Origin of the sequence: Pseudomonas sp. 1 R 17 (genome assembly GCF_900067035.1) — a bacterium.
Lineage (GTDB): Bacteria > Pseudomonadota > Gammaproteobacteria > Pseudomonadales > Pseudomonadaceae > Aquipseudomonas > Aquipseudomonas marginalis.
Window position 1 is genome coordinate 1 of record NZ_FKLB01000065.1, and the last position, 24,154, is coordinate 24,154.

Genomic DNA, 24,154 nt, shown 5'->3' on the forward strand with positions numbered 1-24,154 from the left:
GCCCTGGGGGTGGCGGCGCTGGTGCCGGCGGCCTGGCTGATCAGCCGCCAGTTGCCCATCGAAGCCTGGCGTGCCGATTTGCACACCGCTACCGGCGAACGCAAACGCCTGCCGTTGGCCGAAGGGGGCAGCCTGCAACTCAATACCGCTACAGCCGTAGACGTGGACCCGGCACAACGGCGCATCACCCTGGTCGACGGTGAGCTGGCGCTGAACGTTCCGGGCACGGCGGCGATGACGGTGCAAACCCGCTACGGCCAATTGCTCGTCAGCCAGGCCGAGGTGTGCGTGCGGCAACTGCCTTCCGGCTGCCTGGTGTCGGTGCTCAAGGGCACGGTGCAGGTGCGTGATTTGCGCGCAAACCTGACGACATTGCAGGGGGGCCAGCAAGCGCCGTTGAAAGCCGCCGGGCTTGGCGCCTCAGTGCCCTTCGATGTGCTGCAATTAGGCTGGCGCGACGGCGTGTTGACCGCACAGAACCAGTTGCTGGGGGATTTTCTGCGCGAGCTGGAACGCTATCGTCCGGGCGTATTGCGTTGGGATCCCAGCCTGGAAACGCTGCGGGTGACCGGCAGTTTTCGCCTGGATGACACCGACCGCATCCTCAGCCTGCTGGCCTCGACCCTGGGGTTGGAGATGCAATCTCGGACCCGTTATTGGGTGAGCCTGCGCAAGGCGGCATGATGCGGTTTTGTGGCCAGCCTGCTTGCTGTGGTGAGCGGGCTTGCCCCGCGCTGGGCTGCGAAGCAGCCCCAATCAGGATGCCTGTGTTCTGTCAGGTAAACCGCAGCGCCTGGTTTTGGGTCTGCTGCGCAGCCCAACGCGGGGCAAGCCTGCTCACCACAGGTTACGAGTAGTCCTCAGATCACGTGGGGCGTGGAGGTGCAATCTCGAATGGGTTATCGGGTGAGCCTGCGCAAGCTTATTTGGGTGAGCGGGCTTGCTGTGGTGAGCGGGCTTGCCCCGCGCTGGGCTGCGAAGCAGCCCCAATCAGGATGCCTGTGTTCTGTCAGGTAAACCGCAGCGCCTGGTTTTGGGTCTGCTTCGCAGCCCAACGCGGGGCAAGCCCGCTCGCCACAGGTTAGGAGTAGTCCTCAGATCACGTGGGGCGTGGAGGTGCAATCTCGAATGGGTTATCGGGTGAGCCTGCGCAAGCTTATTGTGGTGAGCGGGCTTGCTGTGGTGAGCGGGCTTGCCCCGCGCTGGGCTGCGAAGCAGCCCCAATCAGGATCCCTGTGTTCTGTCAGGTAAACCACAGCGCCTGGTTTTGGGTCTGCTTCGCAGTCCAACGCGGGGCAAGCCCGCTCGCCACAGGTTAGGAGTAGTCCTCAGATCACGTGGGGCGTGGAGGTGCAATCTCGAATGGGTTATCGGGTGAGCCTGCGCAAGCTTATTGTGGTGAGTGGGCTTGCCACAGGTTAGGAGTAGTCCTCAGATCACGTGGGCACGCTGCAACTCGGTCAAGGCCAGCGCCTTGAGCCGGGCCAGCAGCGGGTCACGCCGATCCCTCGGATGCGGCAGGTCGACCGTCAGCTCCTGGCGAATGCTGCTGGGCCGGTTGTCCATCACCAGTACTCGGTCACTCAGGTACAGCGCTTCGTCCACATCATGGGTCACCAGCAACAGGGCGATGGCGTGGTGCGCGGCCAGTTGCAGCAGCAAGTCCTGGAGCTTCATGCGGGTGAAGGCATCCACCGCACTGAACGGTTCATCCAGCAACAGCACCTGCGGACGTGAATACAGGCCGCGTGCGATCGCCACCCGCTGTGCCATGCCGCCGGACAATGCCTTGGGCAGCGCCTGGGCGAAGCCCTTGAGGCCGACTTCCTCGATCAATTGTGTGACCCAGGCCCTGTCGTAGCGGTTGTCATCGCTGAAACCAATGTTCTGCTCCACCGTGAGCCAGGGCATCAGGCGCGGTTCCTGGAACACGAACGCCACGTCGCCGTCAGGGCTGCGCAGTTCGCCCTGGAAGTCCTTTTCCAACCCGGCGACGATCCGCAGCAGGGTACTTTTGCCACAGCCGCTGGGGCCCAGCAGGCTGACCGCTTCGCGCGGCTGCAAGGCCAGGCGTACATCTTTCAATACGGTGGTGCTGGCAAAGCTTTTACGCTCCACCTGAATGTCCAATAACGGCTGCGTACTCATTGTTCCGCTCCTTGGCCGGTGAAGGTGTCGCGCCAGGCCAGGCAGCGTTTCTCCAACGCCGCGAGCAGGCCGTCGCTGACCTTGCCCAGTAGCGCCAATACGATAATGGCGGCCAGCACGATGTCGGGCCGAGAGGTTTCCCGCCCATCGCTGAGCAGGTAACCCAGGCCCTTGGTCGCCGCGATCAGTTCGGCCGCCACGAGGAACATCCACGCCAGGCTCAAGCCACTGCGCAACCCGGTAAACAGGCCGGGCAGGGCGGCGGGCAGCAGGATCCGGCGCACCAGGCGGCGGCGACTGAACCCGTACATTTGCCCGACTTCCACCAGCTTGCGATCAATATCGCGAATCGCCGCGACGCCATTGAGGTACACCGGGAAAAACGCGCCAATGGCGATCAGCACAATCTTCGAGGTTTCATCGATGCCCAGCCAAAGCAGCAGCAAGGGCACCCAGGCCAGGCTCGGGATCGAACGCAGGCCGGCGAAGGTCGGCTCCAGATAGGCTTCGGCTTCACGGCTCAAACCGACCCAGGCGGCGAACACCAGGGCCAGGCCGGCGCCGATGGCAAAGCCCAGCAGCACGCGGGCGAGGCTGGCGCTGATGTGTTTCCACAAGGCGCCCTCGGCGAGGTCGGTGAGGGTCACGGCGATCTCGCTGGGCGCCGGCATCTGGTAGGACGGCAGCCAGCCCACCCGCACGACCCCTTCCAGGATCATCAGGATCAGCACCGGCAAGACCAGGCCTTTGAACCGTCGTGGCCAGGCGCTGCGCTGGCTGACTGCGGGGGCCGGAAGGGGCAATGCCTGGCTTTTGCTGGTCATCGCGCGCCCCTTATTGCTTCGACAGGGTTTGGCCAAACGAAGGGTCGATCAGTTGATCGATCACCTGGTCCACATTCACCCCACGACGCACCAACTCCTCGGACACCAGGATCGGCGCCGCCGCCTTCGACGACTGCACATCCTTGGCGCTCAACAACGGCGTGCTCAGATCGGTACGCGACAATTGCAGCTTGGCCACTTCCAGCGGCAGGCCGGATTCATCCGCCAGCAACCTGGCGAATTCATCGGGGTGCTTCACCGCCCAATCCCGGGCTTTTTCATACGCCCCGAGCACCTTGGTGATGGTCTGTGGGTGCGCCTTGGCGAACTGCTCGGTGACGCTCACCACGCCGTAGCTGTTGAAGTCCTTGTTGCGGTACAGCAGGCGCGAACCGGCCTGGATTTCACTCGCGGCCATGTGCGGGTCGAGGCCGGCCCAGGCGTCCACGTCACCTTTTTCCAGGGCGGTGCGACCGTCGGGATGTTGCAGGTGCACCAGCTCCACGTCGTCTTTTTTCAGCCCGGCCTGTTGCAGGCTGCGCAGGGTGAACAGGTACGGATCGGTGCCTTTGGTGGCGGCGATTTTCTTGCCCTTCAGGTCGCTGACGCTGTTGAGTGGTGAGTCCTTGCGCACCACCAGGGCGGTCCACTCGGCGCGGCTGTAGACGTACACCGATTTGATCGGGCTGCCATTGGCGCGGCTCAACACGGCGGACAAGCTGGCGGACGAAGCGAAATCCACGCCGCCGCTGTTGAGGTATTCCAGGGAGCGGTTGCTGCCCTGGCTCAGGACCCAGCCGACCTTGCTGTGGGGCAGGGCCTGTTCCAGCCAGCCGAAGTGCTTGAGCACCAGGCTGACCGGCGAGTAGTAGGCGTAGTCGAGGTTGACTTCGGCGGGATCGGTTTCGGCGGCATATGCCTGCGCCTGCAGGCTCAGGACGAGGGCGCAGGCGCCGAGTACACGCTGGGTGAAGGGTTTCATGGAACAGCTCCGGACAAGGCGTTGAGAGAAGGCTTTTCTTATATTCAGAAAACTGATTCGGCATGTTCCATCATGCTTTCCAGGAATATGCAGTCTCTATGCCAAGGCCAGCGCTCCCCCGCGTAGATAACGTCTTAACCGTAAATATCGCCTTATCCACATCCGTAGCAGCTGCCGAGCGCAAGCGAGGCTGCGTCAGGCGCGCTGCCGATTCAGGCTCGAGTCGCGGCCGACGCAGCCTCGCCGGGGCTCGGCAGCTGCTACCAGGGGAGCAAATTGTTGATCAGATGTTGGTAAGGCAACAGTGTTCATATGCGTTTATAGAATAAATAAAGAGTTATATATTCCTTTTAATATTCTACGTGATAGCGCACTTTGAGGGCCTGCGCATTCGTGCGGATTGACCCAACAGCCAAAAGGAAAGCCGACATGACTATTAAAGCGATCAACGTGCGCAACCAGTTCAAGGGCGTGATCAAGGAAATCCTGCTGGGGGAGGTGGTGTCCGAAATCGACGTGCAAACCGCGTCCGGCATCGTCACCTCGGTGATCACCACCCGCTCGGTGCGTGACCTGGAATTGAAGGTAGGCAGCGAAGTGATTGCCTTCGTGAAGTCCACCGAAGTGTCCATCGCCAAGCTGTGAAGCCCACCGGATGTGGGAGCGCTGCTCCCACATTCATAAAGTCTGCCTCAGCGCTGCTGCAGCGCACGCTCCATACGTTGCAGACCCTCTTCCAGCAAAGCCCGTGGGCAGCCGAAGTTCAGGCGCACGAACTGCTGGCTGTCGTCACCGAATTCGATCCCCGCACTCAGCCCGACCTTGGCCTGCTCCAGGAAGAACTGCTGTGGGTCGTCCAGGCCCAGGGCGCTGCAGTCCAGCCAGGCGAGGAAGGTGCCTTGCGGCGCATGCATCACCACGCCGGGCAAGCGGGTTTGCACGGCGTCGAGCAGGTAATCGCGGTTGGCTTGCAGGTAGTGCTTCAGCGCGTCGAGCCATTCACCGCACTGGCTGTAGGCGGCGCGGGTGGCTTCCAGGCCCAGGGGGCTGACGCTGTCGACCATGCCGCAGCGGGCCTGGTTGAAGCGCTCGCGGATCCCGGCGTTCTGGATCACCGCAAAGCAGGTCTTCAGGCCGGCCACGTTGTAGGCCTTGCTCGCCGACATCAGCGTGATGGTGCGCTGGGCAATCTCAGGGCTAAGGCTGGCGGTGGGGATGTGGCGGCGGCCGTCGAAGCACAGTTCGGCGTGGATTTCGTCGCTGATGATCAGCGCGCCGTTTTCCAGGCAGGCAGTGGCCAGGGCCAGCAGTTCTTCGCGGGGGAAGACCTTGCCGATGGGGTTGTGCGGGTTGCTCAGCAGCAGTGCGCCGGCGCCGGTCAGGGCCTTGCGCAGGGCGGGCATGGGGGTGATGTATTCGGCGTTGTTCAACTCGAACGGTACTTCGATGCGCGGCAGGTTCCAGTGGCCGGGCGCCAGGCGAATCGGCCGGTAGTTGGGGGTTTGCAGCACCACCGGCTGGCCCGGTTGGACGAAGGCGTGCAGCGCCATATTGAAGCCAGGCTCAACGCCAGGCAGGAACAGCAGGTCGTCGGGCTGCACGCGCCAGGCGTACTTGGCCCACAGGTCGGCCACGATGGCCTCGCGTACATCCGGGCCGGCCACGCTGTAGCCGAGAATCCGCTGGTCGAGGCGCGCGTGCAGGGCTTGCAGCACGGCGGGCGGCGCGGCGATGTCCATGTCGGCGATCCACATCGGCAACACATCGGCCGGGTAGCGATTCCATTTGGTGCTGCCAGTGCCGAGGCGGGGGTGGATCGTATCGAAATCAAAGCTCATGAAGGGGCTCGTGTCAGGGAGGGCAGGCGGGAATGGCGATGATTCTAACGGGATAAAATCCAGATGCCAGCCCCGTCTTTACAGGCCCTGGCTGCCCCGAATCAAGTCATACGCCTTGCGCGCAATGGGGTTCGCCGTATTCGGCCGAATCCACAGGTAATACGTGACCTCCGGCAACCTCGGCAACCCATCCGTTTCGCCCAGCACGCGCATGTCCGGGCCGAGCATTTCCATGCTGCGCGGCGTCACGCCCAGGCCCGCGCGAGTGGCCGCTTTAATCCCGATCAGGTTCGACGCCAGGTACGCCTGGCGCCAGGGAATGTTCGCCCGTTCCAGCGCCTCCAGCGCGTAGCGCCGGTAGATGCTCGGCTCATCCACCAGGATCAGCGGCAGCGGCTCGCTCGGCTGGTGGATGTACTGCGCCGAACAGATCCACCACACCGGCGACGTACGCAGCGCAAAGCCTTCCAGGTTCGGGTCGGCGCGGGTGGAGATCACCATGTCCACCTTGCCCCTGTGCAGGTCGTCCATCAGGAACGGACTGCGGCCCACGTCGATCTCCAGGCGCAGGCGCGGCGCCGAGCGGGCGATATGGCTGAGGATCGGCGGCAGGATGGTGTCGGCAATATCGTGGGGCGAGCCGATGCGCAGCACACCGCTCAGGCTGCTCTCGCGCAGGGAATTCAATGCATCGTCATTCAGCGCGAGCATCTGCCGCGCATGACGCAGCAGTTGCAGGCCGGGCTCGGTCAGTTGTTTTTGCCGGCCGCGCTTCTCGAACAGGCTGACCCCCACTTGCTGCTCCAGGCGCTGCATATGCTGGGTCACGGACGACTGGGTGCGCGCCAGGTGCGTGCCGGCTTCGGCGAAACTGTGGTGGTCGACCACGGCGATAAAGGTGCGCAGGAGTTCAAGGTCGAGGGTCGACATGGCCATTTCCAGGGGCGGTTTTATATCAAGGACGTGAAGTTAAACATTACAGATATTTATGCTTTTCTGAAGATTATTTTTTCGTGGTCCAATAAATAAAGGGTTATGCCAAAAACGAAGGCGGGGCAGATACGGCAAGTTATAACGATATGAGATATTTGCATTTCCGTTGCCCGCGCACTCTCCCTAGCATGCCCCTCCATCAGGTCGGGGTACGCCGATCATTCGCCAGGGGGAAGTCCAATGATGTTCAAGAAATGGTTGCCGGTGGCCCTGGGGTCGATGATCGCCCTGGGCGGCAGTGTGGCGGCGCAGGCCGATGCGACCCTGGACAAGATCGAGCAGCGCCATGTGCTGGTGGTGGGCGTGTTGTTGTCCGGCGGGCCGTTTGGCAGCATCGATCCGGCGACGCAACAGCCCAAGGGCTTGAACGTCGACCTGGCCAATGAGCTGGGCCGTCAACTCAAGGCCGAGGTGCAGCTGGTGCCGGTATTGCCAGCCAATCGCGTGCAGTTCCTGCAACAGGGCAAGGTCGACCTGCTCATCGCCAATATGGAATGGACCGCCGAACGCGGTGAAATCCTCGGCTTCGTGCCGACGCCGTTCTACCGCGTCGGCGGTGCGGCTGCGGTGCTCAAAGACAGCCAGTTCTCCCGCTGGGAAGACCTCAAGGACCAACCCGTGTGCACCTCCCAGGGCAGCAGCTACGTCAAGCCGCTGACCGAGTTCGGCGCGCAGCTCAAGGCGTTCAAGAGCTCGTCCGAATCGCTGCTGGCCCTGCGGGGCAACAACTGCGTCGCGGCGGTGCACGACTCTACCCTGATCAACCCATTGATCAACGACAGTGCCGAATGGAAGGACTACCGCGTCCTTGGTCCGGAGCTCAACCCGGCACCGTCGGTGATCTGGACCCGTCGCGGCGAGAGTGACACCCAGGCCAAACTCGACCCGATCGTCAAGGAACTGCACCGCAGCGGCTGGCTGATCGAGGCCCAGACCCGCAACCGCATCAGTCCGGCATCACCGGCCCTGGTGGAGTTGCAGAAACAGTTCAAGGGTGCTTGAGCCGGCAATGGAGATGAGCCATCTGCTTGAGCTTTTCGTCGATTGGGCCGCGCGTATCGGCCTGAACTACACCTTCCTGCTCGACGCCTATCAGCGCGGCAGCCTGGTCCAGGGCGCGCTGACCACCGGCCTGCTGTGCCTGTTCACGATCCTCGGCAGTCTGCTGGCGGGGATCACGCTGGCGGCGATGCTGACTTCAGGCAACCCGTGGCTGGCCAAGCCGGCGCGGGTGTTTGTGGAAGTCACGCGCAACACGCCGACGCTGGTGCAGCTCTACTGCGCGTTCCTGGTGTTGAACATGCTGTTGACCCAGGCGGTCGGCGCGGCCAACCCGCTGACGCCGTTCGCCTGGGTGGTGATCGTGATCTCGCTGCACAAGGGCGCGTTTCATGCCGAGGCCTTGCGCGCCGGCATCGAAGCGGTGCCTGTCGTCACGCTGGAGGCCGCCAGCTCCCTGGCCTTCAGCCGCCGCCAGTTGCTGTGGAATGTGCAGTTGCCCCTGGCGCTGCGCTTTGCCTTGCCGTCGTTGATCAACAACCTGATTGACCTGGTGAAGATGACCGCCGTGGCCTCCGCGATTGCGGTGGGCGACATCACCTACGCGGCGATCATGATCTGGACCCAGAGTGACAACGTACTGGAGCTGATGCTCCTGATCCTGAGCTTTTTCGGCCTGCTGAGTTTTATCGTCAATTGTGTGGGGCGCTGGCTTGAAGCGCGCCTGAGGATGCCCGGCTATGGCCATTGATTCATTTCCCGTGCTGTCGGCGTTGTGGCAGTGGTCGCCGGCGCTGGTCGCAGGCTTTGGCCAGAATATCCTGATCAGCCTGCTGGCGATCGGCATGGGGTCGGTGCTGGGCCTGGTGATCGGTGCGTTGGCGTTGTCGCCCCTGGGCTTTGTGGCGCGGCTGTGGGTGCAGGTGTTTCGCAATGCGCCGTGGCTGGTGCTGATCTATTTCACTACCTACGTGTTCCCGTTCGAGATTCGTATCGGCAGCAGCTATGTGTCGTTCCCCGATTGGGTCAAGGTCACTATCGGCCTGGCGTTACCGGCCAGCGCCAACGTGGCGGAAATCTTCCGGGGCGCCATCGGTTCGATCCCCAGCACCCAATGGGAAGCCGCGCGGTCCCTGGCATTCACCCGTGGCCAGCTGTTTCGCTCGATCATCCTGCCGCAGTGCTTCAAGCGCATGTTGCCGCCGTGGATGAACCTCTACGCGGTAGTCACCATGGGCACCGCGCTGGCCTCGCTGGTGGGTGTGCATGACGTGATCGACACCGCGCAGATCGCCAGCAACACCGTGAACATGACCGGCTTTACCGTGGTGATCTACCTGAGCCTGCTGGTGCTGTTCTTTGCCTATTGCTACCCGATTTCCCGCCTGACCCAACACCTGGAGCGCCGTTATGCCTTCTACTGAACCCCTGGTGAGCCTGCGGGATGTGCACTTGTCGTTCGGCGCCAACCCGGTGCTCAAGGGCATCGACCTCGACGTGCTGCGTGGCCAGGCCGTGTCGATTATCGGCCCGTCCGGCTCGGGCAAATCCACGATCCTGCGCTGCATCACCGGGCTGTTGCAGCCCCAGCGCGGCAGTATTCGCGTGGGCCAGACCCAGGTCGACAGCCTGGTCCAGGAAGCCCAGCGCATCGAGTTGCGCAAGCGCGTCGGCTTTGTGTTCCAGCAATACAACCTGTTCCCGCACTTGTCGGTGCTGGAAAACCTGGTGATCGCCCCGCGCAAGGTGCTCGGTCGCAGCCGTGCCGATGCGGAAAAAGACGCGCGGGCGCTGCTGGCCAAGGTGCGCATGGAGCACAAGGCCGATGCGTACCCCGGCCAGTTGTCCGGCGGCCAGCAGCAGCGCGTGGCGATTGCCCGCGCCCTGGCGATGCGCCCGGAGCTGATCCTGTTTGACGAAGTGACCTCGGCGCTCGACCCGGAAACCGTCGGCGAAGTGCTGACGGTGATTCGCGAATTGACCGAAGAGGGCATGACCTGCGTGCTGGTCACCCATGAAATGCGCTTCGCCGAAGAGATCAGCGACGTCGTGTACTTCACCGAAAACGGCGTGATTGTCGAGCATGGCAGCGCCACGCAGATCTTCCAGAACCCTGGCAACGAACGCACCCGGACGTTCCTGCGCCATGCCTTGGGCGATTCGGGGCGCCGTGGCCCCATCCACCATGACCCGTACCTGTTGACCCATTTGAGCCGTTACAGCCTGTCAGTCTGATAAGAGGAAAACCGTGATGAGCAACGCAAACCGTGCCGCCGTGATCGAGGCGTTTTTGCAGCAGATCCGCGTCATCAACCAGCGCGGCGTAGACCGCGCAGCCCTGGTGGACATCGTCGGCCTGCTGGAACAATTGGCCGAGCGCCGCGACCTGTTCAACTTCGAAGAATTCCCCGCGCCTGTGCCAGGGCAGGGCAGCACCGCATTCCGCTATCGTCTCAACGACGACGGCGATACGCCGACCCTGTACCTCAACTCGCTGTTGCCGGGCAAAAGCACGCTGCCGCACAACCATGAGACCTGGGCGATCATCAGCGCGGTGGAAGGCCAGGAGATCAACTACGTCTATGTACGCAATGACCAAGGCCATGAGCCGGGCTTCACCACCCTGAGCCTTGAGAAGGAAGTGATTGTGCAGCCGGGCACGTCGATCTCGTTCCTCGGTGAAGACCTGCATGGCATCAAGGTTGAAGGTGAGCAGGCCACGTTGCATTTCCACCTGTATGGCTTGCCGCTGGAATCCCTGAACGGCCGCTACGGTGTGGACGCGGACGGCCGCATCCTCAACTACAACGCCTCGCAGATGGCGCCGTCGATCAAGGCCTATGCCTGACGCGTTGCCGTCACTTTTCTCTTAATTGTTGGGACTTCCATGAGCCAGACCATCACCCCACGTCAACTGCAGCAATGGCTGTTCGATGGGCAGGAAATCGCCGTGTTCGACGTGCGCGAACACGGGCAATACGGCGAAGCCCACCTGTTCCATGGGGTGAACCTGCCCTATAGCCGCCTGGAGCTGGAGGTACGCCGCCTGGCGCCCAACCCGCAGGTGAGGCTGGTGATCTATGACCAGGATGGCGGCGAGGTGGCGGCGCTGGTTGCCGCGCGTTTGCAGGCGCTGGGCTACCGCCGCGCGCATGTGCTGGAGGGCGGTGCCGAGGGTTGGCAGGCGGCGGGGTTGCAGCTGTTTGCCGGTGTGCATGTGCCGTCCAAGGCCTTTGGCGAATTGGTCGAAGAGGCCAGCCATACGCCTCACGTCACCGCCCGGCAACTGGCCGATTGGCAAGCCAGTGGCGAGCCGCTGGTGGTGCTGGACGGGCGACCGTTCGAGGAGTACCGCAAGATGACCATCCCCGGTTCCATCTGCTGCCCCAACGGTGAGCTGGGCTACCGCGTACAGGATCTGGTGCCGGATGAACGCACGCCCATCGTTATCAACTGTGCAGGACGCACCCGCAGCATTATCGGCGCCCAGACCCTGATCAACCTGGGCCTGAAAAACCCTGTCTATGCCCTGGAAAACGGTACCCAGGGCTGGTACCTCGAAGATTTCCAGCTGGAACATGGCAGTACTCGGCGTTATGCCGATCAGGTCAAGGGCGACCTGGCCTCGCAGCGTCTGGCGGCACGGCAGTTGGCGGGGCGGGCAGGGGTGGTCGAGGTGTCAGCGGATCAAGTCCGGCTGTGGGCCGAGGACGCGCAACGCAGCCTGTTCCTGTGTGATGTGCGCACTGCTGAGGAATTTGCCCTCGGCTCGTTGCCAGGCGCGCAACATACGCCGGGCGGGCAGTTGATCCAGGCCACCGACCTGTATATCGGCGTGCGCCAGGCGCGCATCGTGCTGGTGGACAGCGATGGCGTGCGTGCGCCGATTGTCGCCAGTTGGCTGCGTCAACTCGGGCACCAAGCCTATGTGCTCAGCGGTGGTATCGACAGCAGTCTGGCGCTGCCGGTGTTGCCGACGGTGGCGTATGAGCCGTTGCCGCTGATCAGCGCCCAGGCCCTGGCGCTGGAATTGAGCGATGTGAACCTGATCGACCTGCGCCCGAGCATGGCCTACCGCAAGGGCCATATTGCCGGGTCCCGCTGGTCGATTCGTGCGCGGCTCAAGACCGACCATCGTCCCTTGGTGCTGGTGGCGGATGACCCGGCATTGGCGGCCTTTGCTGCCGAAGGCCTGTCGGCCCGGTTGCTCGACGGTGGCTTCGCTGCCTGGGCCTCGGCCGGCCTGCCGGTCAACCAGGATCCGCAGACACCGCCCGACGCCGAGTGCATCGACTTCCTGTTTTTCACCCACGACCGTCACAACGGCAACAAGGACGCCGCGCGCCAGTACCTGGCCTGGGAAATCGGCCTGCTCGCGCAAATGAGCGAAGCGGAAATCGCCAGCCTCCAGCCGTTGGCACCTGTGTCGCGGGTGCGCACGCGCTTGATCCATGCCGCGCGTACCGAAAAAGGTCATGGCGGCCGCGCAGTCAATGTGCCGATTACGCGCCTGAGCACCGTGCTGTTCGACAACCTGGCGCAGATGCGCGACGCCCGTGCCCGCCGCGACAGCGAGCGGGTGCTCAGCTACGGCGCGCGTGGCAACCCGACCTCCCATGCGCTGGAAGACCTGGTCACCGAGCTGGAGGGCGGCTTTCGCACGCGGCTCTACGGCACGGGCCTGGCGGCGGCGGCCCAGGTGTTCCTGGCCTACCTGCGCCCCGGCGATCATGTGCTGATCACCGACGCGGTGTATTCCCCGGTGCGCAAGCTGGCACGTGAATTCCTCCAGCCGTTCGGCATCGAGGTCAGCTACTTCGCACCCGATGGCAAGGGGCTGGAAGCGCAACTGCAAGCCAACACCCGGCTGGTCTACGCCGAAGTGCCGGGCTCACTGTTGTATGAGCTGTGCGATCTGCCGGCGATTGCCGCGTTGTGCAAGCCACGCGACATCCTGCTCGCCGTCGACAACACCTGGGGCTCGGGCTACCTGTACCGGCCACTGGCGTTGGGCGCGGATATTTCGATCATGGCCCTGACCAAATACCTCGGCGGCCACAGCGACGTGATGATGGGCAGCGTGTGCACCACACCAGCGGCCTGGCCGGCGCTGGGCAGGATGAGCGACACCTTCGGCAACGCGGTGAGTGCCGACGACGCCTACCTGATCCTGCGCGGCGCCCGCACCCTGGCATCACGCCTGGATGTGCACGAACGCCAGGCCGTGGACATCGCCCTGTGGTTGCAGGCGCAACCGCAGGTCAAGCGCGTGTTCCATCCGGCCTTGCCCGGGCATCCTGGGCATGGGTTGTGGCGCCGGGACTTCACCGGCAGCAATGGGTTGTTGTCGTTTGAACTGGTCAATGCAGACGCCGCTTACGTCGAGCGGTTTATCGACGGCTTGCAGCTGTTCGGCCTGGGCGCTTCGTGGGGCGGCTATGAAAGCCTGGTCACCGTGGCCGACACCGGCGACCGCGACAGTGCGGCCGACCGTGGGCTGAACCCGGTGGTGCGCCTGCATATCGGTCTGGAAGATGTGGCGGCGTTGATTGAGGATCTGCAACGCGGCTTTGTACGTGCCGTTCTGTGACCGACAGGTTCTGTAATAAAAACGCCATTGCGCTGGGGATTAAATTCGGGACGGGCTATTTTGGTGCATCTCAATAACTAGAGTAGCCATGGATGAAATACCAACCCTTCAGCCGCACACTGATTGCCACCGCCTTGGTGTTGACGGTCAGCGGCGTACAAGCCGCGTCCCAGGCCCCGGTGGCCGGTGAAAATGGCATGGTGGTGACCGCCCAGCATTTGGCCACGCATGTCGGCGTGGATGTACTCAAGGCCGGCGGTAACGCGGTGGATGCCGCCGTGGCGGTCGGCTATGCGCTGGCGGTGGTGTACCCGGCGGCGGGTAACCTGGGCGGCGGCGGGTTCATGACCGTGCAACTGGCGGATGGGCGCAAGACCTTCCTCGACTTCCGCGAAAAGGCCCCGTTGGCGGCCACCGCCGATATGTACCTGGACAAGGCCGGCAATGTCGTTGAAGGCCTGAGTGCCAAGGGTCACCTGGCCGTCGGCGTGCCCGGCACCGTCTCCGGCATGGAGCTGGCCCTGAGCAAGTACGGCACCCTCAAGCGCGCCCAGGTGATTGCCCCGGCGATCAAGCTGGCGGAAAACGGTTTTGCCCTGGAGCAGGGTGATATCGATCTGCTGCACACCGCCACCGGCGAGTTCGAAAAAGACAAGGATATGCGCGGGATTTTCCTGCACAACGGCCAGCCGATGCAGGTCGGCCAGAAGCTGGTGCAGAAAGACCTGGCGAAAACCCTGAAGGAAATCTCCGCCAAGGGCAGCGACGGTTTCTATAAAGGGTGGGTCGCCAAGGCCCTGGTGGATTCCAGCCAGGCCGGCAAGGGCATCATCACCCAGGCCGACTTGGACAAGTACAAGACCCGCGAACTGGCGCCCATCGAGTGTGACTACCGTGGCTACCACGTGGTCTCGGCACCGCCGCCAAGCTCGGGCGGTGTGGTGATCTGCCAGATCATGAACATCCTCGAAGGCTACCCGATGGCCGACCTGGGCTATCACTCGGCCCAGGGTCTGCACTACCAGATCGAAGCCATGCGCCACGCCTACGTGGACCGTAACAGCTACCTGGGCGATCCGGATTTCGTGAAGAACCCGATCGAGCATCTGCTGGACAAGAACTACGCGGCCAAGCTGCGTGACGCCATCGAGCCGCAGAAGGCCGGGGATTCCCAGGCGATCAAACCCGGTGTGTCGCCCCATGAAGGCAACAACACCACCCACTATTCCATCGTCGACAAGTGGGGCAACGCGGTCTCGGTGACCTACACCCTCAACGACTGGTTCGGTGCGGGCGTGATGGCGAGCAAGACCGGGGTGATCCTCAACGATGAAATGGACGACTTCACCGTCAAGGTCGGGGTGCCGAACATGTACGGCCTGGTCCAGGGTGAAGCCAACGCCATCGCACCGGGCAAGGCGCCGCTGTCGTCGATGAGCCCGACCATCGTGACCAAGGACGGCAAGGCCGTGATGGTGGTGGGTACACCGGGCGGCAGCCGCATCATTACCGCGACCCTGCTGACCATCCTGAATGTCATCGACTATAAGATGAACATCCAGGAAGCCGTGGACGCGCCGCGTTTCCACCAGCAATGGATGCCGGAAACCACCAACCTGGAGACCTTCGCGATCAGCCCGGACACCCAGAAGATTCTGGAAAGCTGGGGCCACAAGTTTGCCGGGCCGCAGGATGCGAACCACTTGGCGGCGATCCTGGTGGGGGCACCGTCCCTGGAGGGTAAGCCGGTGGGTAACAACCGCTTCTATGGGGCGAATGACCCGCGTCGTAACACCGGCCTGTCGCTGGGCTACTAACCACCCCGGTGTTGTAGTGAGCGGGCTTGCCCCGCGCTGGGTGGCGAAGCCGCCCCAATAAAAAACACCGCAGCCTGCCAGACAGGTCGCGGTGTTTGGTTTTAGGGCGGCTTCGCCACCCAGCGCGGGGCAAGCCCGCTCACTACAACAGCTGTTCTACCGCAGCAAAGGCGGCGGTGCGGCGCTCCTCCCAACTCCCCCTGATGACCACCACCGCCTGTCGATGCGCCTGCATCCACGCCAGGCTGTCCTGGAAAAACGCCTGGCGGTCGGCCAGTTCCGGTTGGCAGCGTTGACCGTCGGCGGTCCATTCCACATCATCCGGCGACAGCAGCAGGTGCAGGTCGTAATGCCGCGCCAGCAGTTCATCGTCGAGCCACGCCGGGTAGTCGCCGAACAAGGTCTGGCTCCAGAGTTTGTTGGTCAGCAGGTGCGTGTCGAGGACCAGCAGGCGCGGCTGCCGGGCGCGGGCGGCATCTTCCCAGGCCAGTTGGCCGTGGGCGATGGCCGGAATATCCGCCAGGCTGGTGTCGCGCTGGTGGCGGTCCATGAAATCGCGCACGTATTCACGCACCATCAGCCCGCCGAAATGCGCGTGCAACTCGGCGGCCAGCCAGCTTTTACCGCTGGATTCGGGGCCGGCCAGGACCACCACCTTCATGGTTGCAACGCCGGGTCGGCGCGCCATTCACGCCAGCCTTGCACGGCGATCACGGTGAACAGGGCGTAGAGCGCAGCGGTGAGGTACAAGCCCTTGTAGAGGAACAGCCCGACAAAAATCACGTCCACGGCGATCCACAGCGGCCAGCATTGCACGCGTTTCTGCGCCATCCACATTTGCGCCACCAGGCTGAAACCGGTGAGGGCGGCATCCAGCCAGGGTTGCGCGGCGTCGGTCCAGTGCGCCATCGCAGCGCCCAGCAGCAGGCTGCCGACCGCGCCGATGGCCATGCTGATCATGATTGCCGGCCAACCCAGGCGGGTGACCTGGCGCCCTTGCTTGACCTCGCCGGCGCGGGTCCACTGCCACCAGCCGTAGACTTGCAGGGCGGCGTAGACCACTTGCAGCAGCATGTCGGAATAGAGTTTCACGTCATAGAACACCCAGGTGTACAGCAACACCATCACCAGGCCGATGGGCCAGCACCAGGGGTTTTGCTTGACCGTCAGCCAGACAGCGATCACCCCCAGGGCGGCGGCGAACAGTTCAAGCCCGGACATGGCGGTTCCTTGGGAGAGTGGGAGAGGGCGGGGATTGTAACCAGAGGTGAGCGATCTTCAAAACATCGGAGGGCAAATGTGGGAGGGGCTTGCCCCTCCCACATCTGGAGCGGCGTCAGACCTTGAATTGGCGCAGCAGGCCGTCGAGTTGTTCGCTCAGCCCGCGTAAATGCACGCTGGCCACGTTGGACTGCTCGGCCGCCATTGCGGTGCTGTGGGACAGGCTTGCAGCCTGGGTGACGTTCTGGTTGATGTCTTCCACCACATGGGCCTGTTGCAGGGTGGCGCTGGCAATCGAGGCATTCAAACCGTTGAGGTTGTGCAGCGCCTGGCCGATGGCGGTGAGGCTGGCACCGGCCTGGCCGGCTTGTTCGATGGTCAGTTGCGAGGCGCTGTGGCTGTCGCTGATCACCTTGACCGCGGCTTCCGAGTGACCTTGCAGGCGCTCGATCATCGCCTGGATCTCGGCGGTGGATTTTTGCGTGCGCTGGGCCAGCAGGCGGACTTCATCGGCCACTACGGCAAAACCACGGCCTTGTTCCCCGGCGCGTGCGGCTTCGATGGCGGCGTTGAGGGCCAGCAGGTTGGTCTGGTCGGCGATGGAGCGGATCACTTCCAATACACCACCGATCTGCGTGCTTTCGCTGGACAAGGTGCGGATCACTTCGACGGCCTGGCTGATGGTGGTGGAGAGCTGGTCGATCTGCTGCAGGCTGCTGTCGATATTGACCTGGCCTTGCTGCGCCTGGGCCTGGGCATCGCGCATTTCGCTGGCGGCGTGTTCGGCGTTCTTGGCCACGTCCTGCACGCCGTAGGTGACTTCATTGATGGCGGTGGCCACCAGTTCCATCTGCTGGGACTGTTGCTGGCTGCGGTCATGGGCTTGGGTCGCGTTGTTGCCCAGTTCCGTGGAGGACTGGCCCAGGGCGTTGGCGCACACCTGCAACTGGCTGACGACCTGGCGCAGCTTGGCCGTGAAGGTGTTGAAGTGCTGGGACAGTTGGGTGACTTCGTCGCGGCCGTGGGTATCGAGGCTGCGGGTCAGGTCGCTTTCGCCGCTGGCGATGTTGCCCATGGCGTTCACCGCATCCTGCAGGGGGCGCACGATGCTGCGGGCAATCAGCGAGACCAGCAGGGCCATCACCAATGCGATGCCGAGGACGATAAACGAGGCCTTCCACACTTGGCTGTTGAACTCGGCCTGCACATCGTCCACGTAAACGCCGGAGCCGATGATCCAGCCCCACGGCTCGAACAACTGGATATACGAGGTTTTCGCCACTGGCGCCTCCGCACCCGGTTTCGGCCAGCGGTAGTTGATGATGCCGGCACCCTTGGCCTTGGCCAGGATCACGAACTCGTTGAACACGGCAAACCCGTCGGGATCGCGGATGGCCGAGAGGTTCTGGCCGTCCAGCTTGGGGTTGGCCGGGTGCATGATCATCACGGGGGTGAGGTCATTGATCCAGAAGTAGTCGTCGTGGTCATAGCGCAAGCCGCGCACCGCGCTCAGGGCTTGTTTTTGCGCGGCTTCGCGGGTCATCACCCCGGTGGTTTCGAGGCTGTGATAAAACGTCAGGATCCCGCTGGCGGTCTGGACCACGTGCTGGGTCTGCTGGCGCTTGGCCTGGTACAGGTCGTCGTGGATCTGCTTGAGCATCAGCAAACCCAGGGCCATCAGCATCAGCACGGCGACGATCAGGATCATCCAGAGGCGTCGGCTGATCGACATATTGCGCAAACTGTTCATCGTCCTGTCACTCCGGGCTTTTTATAATTGTGGGCGTCGCATCGACTTTTACGCCTCGTCTGATAGGCTTTCGGCCTGAAATCGCAAAACCTGAGTACTGCCTGATTTTTCACAGAATTTTTGCAGGCCGGCATTGACCATGGTCAACACCGGGCACTTGAGTGCGCTCGTCAGTGAACCATTAAAAGATTGATAAGGCATGCCACAGCGCATGACCTTTGGGGGAAGCATGGATTTTTGGACCGCCATTCAGGCATTGATTCTTGGCGTCGTGGAGGGGCTTACCGAGTTCCTGCCGATCTCCAGCACCGGACACCAGATTATTGTCGCCGATTTGCTCGACTTCGGCGGCGAACGCGCCATGGCGTTCAACATCATCATCCAGCTGGGTGCGATCCTCGCGGTGGTCTGGGAATTCCGGCGCAAGATCCTCGATGTAGTCACCGGCTTGCCCACCCAGCGCAACGCCCAGCGCTTCACGGTCAACCTGCTGATCGCGTTCCTGCCGGCCGTGGTGCTGGGGGTGATCTTTGCCGACCTGATCCACCATTACCTATTCAACCCGATCACCGTGGCCGCCGCGTTGGTGATCGGCGGCATCGTCATGCTGTGGGCCGAGCGCCGCGAGCATGAAGTGCACGCCGAAAGCGTCGATGACATCACCTGGAAAGACGCGCTCAAGGTCGGTTTTGCCCAGTGCCTGGCGATGATCCCGGGTACGTCGCGCTCCGGCTCGACTATCATCGGCGGCCTGCTGTTCGGCCTGTCGCGCAAGACCGCCACCGAGTTTTCATTCTTCCTGGCCATGCCGACCATGGTCGGTGCGGCGGTGTACTCGGGCTACAAATACCGCGACCTGTTCCAGCCGGCGGACCTGCCGGTGTTCGCCATCGGCTTCGTCACCTCGTTCATCTTCGCGATGATCGCGGTCAAGGGCCTGCTCAAGTTCATCGCCAGCCATAGCTACGCGGCGTTCGCCTGGTACCGCATTGCGTTCGGCCTGCTGATCCTGGCGACCTGGCAATTCGGCTGGATCGACTGGGCAGCGGCCAAGGCATGATGATTCAGCATCCGCGCCTGAAAGCGGCGATCTTTGTGCTGCTGTGCGCGGCGCCGCTGGTGGGGGCGGTATTGGTGTGGCAACGCGGCGAAACCGTGATTCCGCTGGTGGCCTATGGGGTGGTCAGCGTCATCGCATTTTTCCTGTATTGGAGCGACAAGCGCAAGGCCCGCACCGACAGCTGGCGCACCCCGGAGAACATCCTCCACGCCGTGGAGCTGGCGGGCGGCTGGCCGGGGGCGCTGATTGCCCAGCAGGTGTTCCGGCACAAGACGCGCAAGGTGTCTTACCAGGTGCTGTTCTGGGTGATCGTGCTGTTGCACCAGGTGTTCTGGCTGGACCAGTTGTTCCTCGGTGGCACGCTACTGTCCGTTCTCTAGCAGCAACCCCACCTGTGTGCGCTTGGGCAGTTTGCTCACCACCAACTGGTGGGAGCGCTGCAACAGGCTACGCAGTTCCTCGGCCCCCAGCGGGTAGGGCGTGTTCATGATGATCCACTGCGCGCGTGCCAGGTACGGCGCCGGGTGGATGCCGGGACGGTCCACATGGCCGAGGAACAAGTCCTTGTCGACCTTGAACGCCAGCGAGTCGCCGCGCAGATTCTGCAGGGCGAACATCTTGTTGCCGGCGATCGAGAACACCCGCACGCCGCCCCATTTGTAGTCTTCCCGCGCGCCGGGCAGGCTCAGGCAGAACGTCGCGACCTGTGCTTCGGTCATTTTCATAGCAGGCGGTCTCCGCAGCTTTTGAAGCCTTCTTCCAGGTAATCGATCCAGGCGCGAATCGCCGGCAGCACGCCGCGGCGATGCGGGTAGACGGCCTGCAGCCAGCCGCCCGGCAATGACCACTCCGGCAGCAACTGTACGAGCCGGCCGCTGGCCAGTTCTTCTTCGCAGTACATCAGCGGCAGCACGGTAAAGCCCAGGCCCATGATGGCGCTGGCCTTGCGTACGTTGAAGTCATCGACGCCCAGGCGCGCTTCCATCACCAGGTCGTGGGGGTTGCCTTCAGGATCGAGGATGCGTTGGTGCACCATGCGGTCTGCTTCCAGCGCGCCGAGTATCGGCAGTTGCTTGAGGTCGTCGAGGGTGTTGATGTGCCGACCGTGCAAAAAGTTCGGGCTGGCGACCAGGGCCGTCTGGGCGGGGCGCAGGCGCTTGGTGACCAGCAGCGGGTCTTCATCGCCCAGTTCGCGCACGCGCAGCGCCACATCGATGCCTTCGGCTACCAGGTCGACACGGCGGTTGACCAGGGTCATCTCCAGCTGCACCTGGGGGTGGGCAGCCAGAAAACCCGCAACCACATCCGGCATTATGTTTTGCGCCAGCCCCACCGGGCACGTCACCCTCAGCCGCCCGCGCGGTTCACTGGACATGCTGGCGACGGCCTCGTCGGCCATCTCTGCTTCCAGCAGCATCGCCTGGCAATGGCGCAGGTAGCGCTCGCCGACGGCGGTCAGGGTCAGTTGCCGCGTGGTGCGTTGCAGCAGGCGCGCGCCGAGGCGCTCTTCCAGCTCGGCAATGCGCCGCGACAGCCGCGACTTGGGAATGCCCAACAGCCGCCCGGCCGCCGCAAAGCCACCGGCTTCGACGACTTTGGCAAAATAGTAGAGGTCGTTGAGGTCTTGCATGGTCAGCCTATTGTCCTGTCAGTGGGACAAACTATCGCATTTCAGGCGTCTTATCGACTATTGGTTTCATGCGTAGCATCCCCTCCATCTGATCGCCACTGTCGATCCCACACTCGGAGATCCACCATGAAACTGTTGCACATCGATTCCAGCATCCTCGGCGACAACTCGGCTTCCCGTCAGCTCAGCACTGACGTGGTCAAGGCCTGGCAGGCGGCTGAGCCGGGTGTGGAAGTGACCTACCGTGACCTCGCCAGCGAAGGCATCAACCACTTCTCCGGCGCGACCCTGGGCGCCCTGGGCACCGCCGCCGAGCTGCGTGACGCCGCACAACAGCACGAGGCCGACCTGAGTGCCAACAGCCTGGCCGAATTCCTCGCCGCCGACGCCGTGGTGATCGGTGCGCCGATGTACAACTTCACCATTCCAACCCAGTTGAAAGCCTGGATCGACCGCATCGCCGTTGCCGGACAGACCTTCCGTTACACCGAAGCCGGCCCTGAAGGCCTGTGCGGTAACAAGAAAGTCATCATTGTGTCCACCTCCGGCGGCCTGCATGTTGGCCAGGCAACCGGTGTGGCCCACGAGGAATACCTCAAAGTGATGCTGGGCTTCCTCGGCATTACCGACATCGAATTCGTCCGCGCCCATGGCCTGGCCTATGGCGATGAGTTCCGCAGCAAGGCCTTGAGCGACGCCAACGTGCTCATCAACGAACAATTGTTCGCTGCTGCGTAAGGCTTGTGTAAATTTCGCCTCTGCTCGGTTTCAATCCGAAGCCGGGCGCCTAAACTCTGTATTCTTGTCGCCTGAAACGACCGGAATACGGAGTTTTTTCGTTTACCCGCTGTCATTACGTTGGCCCAGGTTATGCACGCATGGGTTTATCACCCGATGCGAGTGCCTTGAACCATGGACTTTTCATATAGACATGCCGCGGGTGTTGAACGTGGTCACGCAGCAAAGGTGGACATCCTCATGATGCGTCTTTGTGCCGTTATGGTTCTTTCCCTGCTGGGCGGCCTGATTTCAGTGCACGCCGCGCCCGCGCCGCACCCCCATTGGAGTGTGGGCTTCCATCGCATGACCTTTCTCGACCCGCTGGACCTGCAGCCGATGAAAGCCGTGGCCTTCTACCCGTCCACCGACGATGAACACAGCACGCAACTGGGTCCCTATCACGTCGCCGCCAGCGAAGATTCCAAGATCGCCATTGGCCGCTTTCCGATGCTGATGCTGTCCCATGGCAACACCGGTACGCCGCTGGCCCTGCATGACCTGGCCACTTCCCTGGCGCGCAAAGGCTTTGTGGTGGTCGCGGTGTTGCATCCCGGCGATAACTACAAGGACCACAGCCGCCTGGGCACGGTGAGTAACCTGTACGGCCGGCCGATCCAGATTTCCGAAGCGATCACCGCGACCCTGGGCGACCCGATGCTGTCGCCGTTCGTCAACGTCGATCAGGTGGGCGTTATCGGCTATTCGGCCGGTGGCGAAACCGCGTTGATCCTGGCGGGGGCCAAGCCGGACTTCGACCGCCTGCGTCGCTATTGCCAGGAACGCCCCGAAGATCGTGATGCCTGCACCACCAAGGGCGAACTGGTGGTGGACCGTGACGACCTGCAACCGCAATCCGACCCGCGCATTCATGCCTTGATGTTGATGGCGCCGTTGAGCCTGATGTTCGGCCGCCACACCCTGGCCGATGTGCATGTGCCGGTGCTGCTCTACAGCGGCGACGGCGACAAGCTGGTGGCGGTCGACAAGAACGCCGCCGCCCTGGCACGCAAACTGCCGGAGCCACCGGACTTCAAGCTGCTGGCGGGGGCAGGGCACTTCGTGTTCATGGCGCCGTGTGACAGCGACCAACTGGCCGCGATGCCGGCGATCTGCACCGATGCCGATGGCGTCGACCGCGAAGGCATCCACCGCGACCTGATCTCCGAGGCCGGGCGTTTTTTCACCCACACCCTCGGCCAGGCTACCCGCGCCGGTTTGCAGACCGCCGATCAGTAAGCGCGGCGCTTGAGCAGCAAGGTCACGCCCAGCGCCGTGACCGATAACAGCGCTGCGCAGAAGAAAATCCAGCTGTAACCCAGGTTCAACGCCACGGCGCCCATCAACGGCCCGGCAATCGCCAGGGCCAGGTCGAAAAACACCGCATAGGCACTCAGGCCCGCACCGCGGCTGCTGTTGGGCACCTGCTTGATGGCCTCCACGCCCAGCGCCGGGTACACCAGCGACAAGCCAAAGCCGGTCAGCCCTGCACCGATCAAGGCTACGCCGGTGGAGGGTGCCAGCCACAGCAGCGTCAGGCCCAGGGTCTCGATGATCATGCAGGCAATCGCCGCCCTGAAGCCGCCAAACCGGCTGATCGCGGAGATGAACAGCAGCCGCGAGAGGATAAAACACACGCCAAACACCGTGAGGCAGTACGCCGCGCCGGCCCAGCCGCGATTGAGGTAATACAGGGTGATAAAGGTGGTCAGGGTGCCGTAGCCGATGGACGCCAGGCACAGGCTGGCACCAAAGGGTGCAATGCGCCCGAACACCGCCCAGAACGGCAGGCGCTCGCCGCGTACCACCGGCACCGAGGGTTTATTGCGGATCAGCACCAGGCCCAGCGCCGCCAATACCGACAGCGCGATACCCAGGCTGGTGTAGCCATATTCGGCGACCATCACCACTCCGAGCGGCGCGCCGATGGCGATGGCGCCGTAGGAGGCAATGCCATTCCACGAAATCGACCGCGCCGTGTGCTCTGCCCCGACCTGGCCCATGCACCAACTGATGGTGCCCACGCCGATCAGGCCTTGGGCCACGCCCAGCAACAGCCGGCCGAGTATCAGAATCCCCAGGCTCAGGCTGGGCAGGCTGTCCACCAGGGTGGCGAAGAACGTCAACACACCGCTGACCAGGATGCCCGCCAGCCCCAGCACAATCGCGCGCTTGGTGCCGACGTTGTCGGACATGCGCCCGGCCATGGGACGGCTGAGCAGAGTTGCCAGGTACTGCGAGCCGATGGTAATCCCGGCCACCACCGCGCTGAAGCCCAGTTGCTCATGGACATAGCCCGGGATTACCGCAATCGGCAGGCCGATGCAGATAAAGGCGATGAAGGTGTAGAAGACGATGGAGACGATCTGCAGGGTGATCGACAGGGAGGAGGAGGCGTTGGACATGGGCACTCGTTCGCGGGCGGGCGGTGAACGCATCATGGCAAGGGCTTGGGGGAAAAGGAAGCAGGCTAACTACTTCGGCTGAGAAACCGGCTTACTGTGGCGAGCGGGCTTTTGTGGCGA

At 63.1% G+C, this 24,154-nt stretch carries 24 protein-coding genes; 13 read left to right on the forward strand and 11 right to left on the reverse strand.

Annotated elements, in window-relative coordinates; all coding sequences use genetic code 11:
* A partial coding sequence (locus BFP99_RS27240) for a FecR domain-containing protein (protein ID WP_065948671.1) occupies positions 1-684 on the forward strand: 684 nt, incomplete at its 5' end.
* Between the two features lie 747 nt (positions 685-1,431).
* Here BFP99_RS27240 and BFP99_RS27245 read toward each other — a convergent pair.
* Genes BFP99_RS27245 through BFP99_RS27255 form a run of 3 tightly spaced genes read right to left on the reverse strand, consistent with a single transcriptional unit; the run spans position 1,432 to position 3,954 of the window.
* A complete protein-coding gene (locus tag BFP99_RS27245; RefSeq protein ID WP_065927773.1) occupies positions 1,432-2,148 on the reverse strand; it encodes an ABC transporter ATP-binding protein in 717 nt (238 codons plus the stop codon).
* Positions 2,145-2,972: an ABC transporter permease gene (locus tag BFP99_RS27250; RefSeq protein WP_065948672.1), complete on the reverse strand. Its 828-nt coding sequence runs from the start codon at positions 2,970-2,972 to the stop codon at positions 2,145-2,147. The genes BFP99_RS27245 and BFP99_RS27250 overlap by 4 nt, the downstream gene beginning before the upstream one ends.
* Positions 2,973-2,982: 10 nt before the next feature.
* Positions 2,983-3,954, reverse strand: a complete 972-nt coding sequence (locus tag BFP99_RS27255; RefSeq protein WP_065927771.1) for an aliphatic sulfonate ABC transporter substrate-binding protein — start codon at positions 3,952-3,954, stop codon at positions 2,983-2,985.
* A gap of 429 nt (positions 3,955-4,383) precedes the next feature.
* Between BFP99_RS27255 and BFP99_RS27260 the strand changes: the two genes are divergently transcribed.
* Entirely contained in the window at positions 4,384-4,599 is a 216-nt protein-coding gene (locus BFP99_RS27260; RefSeq protein WP_003173733.1) for a TOBE domain-containing protein, read from the forward strand.
* A 47-nt stretch (positions 4,600-4,646) separates the two neighbouring features.
* On the opposite strand, the gene BFP99_RS27265 is transcribed toward BFP99_RS27260, so the two are convergent.
* Both BFP99_RS27265 and BFP99_RS27270 read right to left on the reverse strand, forming a co-directional pair.
* The gene (locus BFP99_RS27265; protein ID WP_065927770.1) at positions 4,647-5,792 is read right to left on the reverse strand and encodes a MalY/PatB family protein; all 1,146 of its coding nucleotides are present in this window, start codon (positions 5,790-5,792) and stop codon (positions 4,647-4,649) included.
* Between the two features lie 78 nt (positions 5,793-5,870).
* A complete protein-coding gene (locus BFP99_RS27270) occupies positions 5,871-6,722 on the reverse strand; it encodes a LysR substrate-binding domain-containing protein (protein WP_370671275.1) in 852 nt (283 codons plus the stop codon).
* A gap of 243 nt (positions 6,723-6,965) precedes the next feature.
* Between BFP99_RS27270 and BFP99_RS27275 the strand changes: the two genes are divergently transcribed.
* From BFP99_RS27275 to ggt, 7 genes are all read left to right on the forward strand, one after another.
* The gene (locus BFP99_RS27275) at positions 6,966-7,787 is read left to right on the forward strand and encodes a transporter substrate-binding domain-containing protein (RefSeq protein WP_065927769.1); all 822 of its coding nucleotides are present in this window, start codon (positions 6,966-6,968) and stop codon (positions 7,785-7,787) included.
* A 13-nt stretch (positions 7,788-7,800) separates the two neighbouring features.
* Positions 7,801-8,535, forward strand: coding sequence for an amino acid ABC transporter permease (locus tag BFP99_RS27280; RefSeq protein ID WP_065948724.1), 735 nt, complete (start codon positions 7,801-7,803; stop codon positions 8,533-8,535).
* Positions 8,525-9,208, forward strand: coding sequence for an amino acid ABC transporter permease (locus BFP99_RS27285; protein WP_065927768.1), 684 nt, complete (start codon positions 8,525-8,527; stop codon positions 9,206-9,208). Before BFP99_RS27280 ends, BFP99_RS27285 begins: the two co-directional genes overlap by 11 nt.
* Positions 9,195-10,019, forward strand: coding sequence for an amino acid ABC transporter ATP-binding protein (locus BFP99_RS27290; RefSeq protein ID WP_065948673.1), 825 nt, complete (start codon positions 9,195-9,197; stop codon positions 10,017-10,019). The genes BFP99_RS27285 and BFP99_RS27290 overlap by 14 nt, the downstream gene beginning before the upstream one ends.
* 16 nt (positions 10,020-10,035) lie before the next feature.
* Positions 10,036-10,632: a cysteine dioxygenase family protein gene (locus tag BFP99_RS27295; protein WP_065948674.1), complete on the forward strand. Its 597-nt coding sequence runs from the start codon at positions 10,036-10,038 to the stop codon at positions 10,630-10,632.
* A 39-nt stretch (positions 10,633-10,671) separates the two neighbouring features.
* A complete protein-coding gene (gene metC / locus BFP99_RS27300; RefSeq protein WP_065948675.1) occupies positions 10,672-13,374 on the forward strand; it encodes a cystathionine beta-lyase in 2,703 nt (900 codons plus the stop codon).
* A gap of 92 nt (positions 13,375-13,466) precedes the next feature.
* Entirely contained in the window at positions 13,467-15,191 is a 1,725-nt protein-coding gene (ggt, locus tag BFP99_RS27305) for a gamma-glutamyltransferase (RefSeq protein WP_065927764.1), read from the forward strand.
* Positions 15,192-15,333: 142 nt separating this feature from the next.
* Here ggt and BFP99_RS27310 read toward each other — a convergent pair whose 3' ends face one another.
* From BFP99_RS27310 to BFP99_RS27320, 3 genes are all read right to left on the reverse strand, one after another.
* Entirely contained in the window at positions 15,334-15,852 is a 519-nt protein-coding gene (locus BFP99_RS27310; RefSeq protein ID WP_065927763.1) for an AAA family ATPase, read from the reverse strand.
* Entirely contained in the window at positions 15,849-16,412 is a 564-nt protein-coding gene (gene pnuC / locus BFP99_RS27315; RefSeq protein ID WP_065927762.1) for a nicotinamide riboside transporter PnuC, read from the reverse strand. Before pnuC ends, BFP99_RS27310 begins: the two co-directional genes overlap by 4 nt.
* Positions 16,413-16,527: 115 nt before the next feature.
* Positions 16,528-18,162, reverse strand: coding sequence for a methyl-accepting chemotaxis protein (locus BFP99_RS27320; protein ID WP_065927761.1), 1,635 nt, complete (start codon positions 18,160-18,162; stop codon positions 16,528-16,530).
* 229 nt (positions 18,163-18,391) lie between these two features.
* Between BFP99_RS27320 and BFP99_RS27325 the strand changes: the two genes are divergently transcribed.
* Together BFP99_RS27325 and BFP99_RS27330 are read left to right on the forward strand one after the other, a co-directional pair.
* On the forward strand, positions 18,392-19,222 hold the full coding sequence (locus BFP99_RS27325) for an undecaprenyl-diphosphate phosphatase (RefSeq protein WP_027607910.1): 831 nt from the start codon (positions 18,392-18,394) through the stop codon (positions 19,220-19,222).
* On the forward strand, positions 19,219-19,602 hold the full coding sequence (locus BFP99_RS27330) for a DUF1294 domain-containing protein (RefSeq protein WP_065927760.1): 384 nt from the start codon (positions 19,219-19,221) through the stop codon (positions 19,600-19,602). The genes BFP99_RS27325 and BFP99_RS27330 overlap by 4 nt, the downstream gene beginning before the upstream one ends.
* Here the strand turns inward: BFP99_RS27330 and BFP99_RS27335 are convergent.
* Positions 19,585-19,947 (reverse strand): MmcQ/YjbR family DNA-binding protein, encoded by a 363-nt coding sequence (locus BFP99_RS27335; RefSeq protein ID WP_065941321.1) that lies wholly within the window; start codon positions 19,945-19,947, stop codon positions 19,585-19,587. The two genes, BFP99_RS27330 and BFP99_RS27335, sit on opposite strands and share 18 nt — an antisense overlap.
* The gene (locus BFP99_RS27340; RefSeq protein WP_065927759.1) at positions 19,944-20,852 is read right to left on the reverse strand and encodes a LysR substrate-binding domain-containing protein; all 909 of its coding nucleotides are present in this window, start codon (positions 20,850-20,852) and stop codon (positions 19,944-19,946) included. Before BFP99_RS27340 ends, BFP99_RS27335 begins: the two co-directional genes overlap by 4 nt.
* A gap of 126 nt (positions 20,853-20,978) precedes the next feature.
* On the opposite strand from BFP99_RS27340, the gene BFP99_RS27345 reads away from it, so the two are divergent.
* Both BFP99_RS27345 and BFP99_RS27350 read left to right on the forward strand, forming a co-directional pair.
* Positions 20,979-21,590: an FMN-dependent NADH-azoreductase gene (locus BFP99_RS27345; protein WP_065948676.1), complete on the forward strand. Its 612-nt coding sequence runs from the start codon at positions 20,979-20,981 to the stop codon at positions 21,588-21,590.
* 240 nt (positions 21,591-21,830) lie between these two features.
* Positions 21,831-22,868 (forward strand): alpha/beta hydrolase family protein, encoded by a 1,038-nt coding sequence (locus BFP99_RS27350; RefSeq protein WP_065927757.1) that lies wholly within the window; start codon positions 21,831-21,833, stop codon positions 22,866-22,868.
* Here BFP99_RS27350 and BFP99_RS27355 read toward each other — a convergent pair.
* Complete coding sequence (locus BFP99_RS27355; RefSeq protein ID WP_065927756.1) at positions 22,862-24,034, reverse strand: MFS transporter; 1,173 nt, start codon at positions 24,032-24,034, stop codon at positions 22,862-22,864. The two genes, BFP99_RS27350 and BFP99_RS27355, sit on opposite strands and share 7 nt — an antisense overlap.
* Positions 24,035-24,154: the final 120 nt, after the last annotated feature.

What these genes read in the sequence shown, in the direction of transcription:
- BFP99_RS27295 (WP_065948674.1), top strand. Translation starts at nt 10,036, where the DNA reads ATGAGCAACGCAAACCGTGCCGCCGTGATCGAGGCGTTTTTGCAGCAG.
- BFP99_RS27320 (WP_065927761.1), bottom strand. Translation starts at nt 18,162, where the DNA reads ATGAACAGTTTGCGCAATATGTCGATCAGCCGACGCCTCTGGATGATC.
- BFP99_RS27270 (WP_370671275.1), bottom strand. Translation starts at nt 6,722, where the DNA reads ATGTCGACCCTCGACCTTGAACTCCTGCGCACCTTTATCGCCGTGGTC.
- metC (WP_065948675.1), top strand. Translation starts at nt 10,672, where the DNA reads ATGAGCCAGACCATCACCCCACGTCAACTGCAGCAATGGCTGTTCGAT.
- BFP99_RS27325 (WP_027607910.1), top strand. Translation starts at nt 18,392, where the DNA reads ATGGATTTTTGGACCGCCATTCAGGCATTGATTCTTGGCGTCGTGGAG.
- BFP99_RS27260 (WP_003173733.1), top strand. Translation starts at nt 4,384, where the DNA reads ATGACTATTAAAGCGATCAACGTGCGCAACCAGTTCAAGGGCGTGATC.
- BFP99_RS27275 (WP_065927769.1), top strand. Translation starts at nt 6,966, where the DNA reads ATGATGTTCAAGAAATGGTTGCCGGTGGCCCTGGGGTCGATGATCGCC.
- BFP99_RS27255 (WP_065927771.1), bottom strand. Translation starts at nt 3,954, where the DNA reads ATGAAACCCTTCACCCAGCGTGTACTCGGCGCCTGCGCCCTCGTCCTG.
- BFP99_RS27310 (WP_065927763.1), bottom strand. Translation starts at nt 15,852, where the DNA reads ATGAAGGTGGTGGTCCTGGCCGGCCCCGAATCCAGCGGTAAAAGCTGG.
- BFP99_RS27285 (WP_065927768.1), top strand. Translation starts at nt 8,525, where the DNA reads ATGGCCATTGATTCATTTCCCGTGCTGTCGGCGTTGTGGCAGTGGTCG.
- BFP99_RS27335 (WP_065941321.1), bottom strand. Translation starts at nt 19,947, where the DNA reads ATGAAAATGACCGAAGCACAGGTCGCGACGTTCTGCCTGAGCCTGCCC.
- ggt (WP_065927764.1), top strand. Translation starts at nt 13,467, where the DNA reads ATGAAATACCAACCCTTCAGCCGCACACTGATTGCCACCGCCTTGGTG.
- BFP99_RS27250 (WP_065948672.1), bottom strand. Translation starts at nt 2,972, where the DNA reads ATGACCAGCAAAAGCCAGGCATTGCCCCTTCCGGCCCCCGCAGTCAGC.
- BFP99_RS27290 (WP_065948673.1), top strand. Translation starts at nt 9,195, where the DNA reads ATGCCTTCTACTGAACCCCTGGTGAGCCTGCGGGATGTGCACTTGTCG.
- BFP99_RS27265 (WP_065927770.1), bottom strand. Translation starts at nt 5,792, where the DNA reads ATGAGCTTTGATTTCGATACGATCCACCCCCGCCTCGGCACTGGCAGC.
- BFP99_RS27345 (WP_065948676.1), top strand. Translation starts at nt 20,979, where the DNA reads ATGAAACTGTTGCACATCGATTCCAGCATCCTCGGCGACAACTCGGCT.
- BFP99_RS27355 (WP_065927756.1), bottom strand. Translation starts at nt 24,034, where the DNA reads ATGTCCAACGCCTCCTCCTCCCTGTCGATCACCCTGCAGATCGTCTCC.
- pnuC (WP_065927762.1), bottom strand. Translation starts at nt 16,412, where the DNA reads ATGTCCGGGCTTGAACTGTTCGCCGCCGCCCTGGGGGTGATCGCTGTC.
- BFP99_RS27245 (WP_065927773.1), bottom strand. Translation starts at nt 2,148, where the DNA reads ATGAGTACGCAGCCGTTATTGGACATTCAGGTGGAGCGTAAAAGCTTT.
- BFP99_RS27350 (WP_065927757.1), top strand. Translation starts at nt 21,831, where the DNA reads ATGATGCGTCTTTGTGCCGTTATGGTTCTTTCCCTGCTGGGCGGCCTG.
- BFP99_RS27280 (WP_065948724.1), top strand. Translation starts at nt 7,801, where the DNA reads ATGAGCCATCTGCTTGAGCTTTTCGTCGATTGGGCCGCGCGTATCGGC.
- BFP99_RS27330 (WP_065927760.1), top strand. Translation starts at nt 19,219, where the DNA reads ATGATGATTCAGCATCCGCGCCTGAAAGCGGCGATCTTTGTGCTGCTG.
- BFP99_RS27340 (WP_065927759.1), bottom strand. Translation starts at nt 20,852, where the DNA reads ATGCAAGACCTCAACGACCTCTACTATTTTGCCAAAGTCGTCGAAGCC.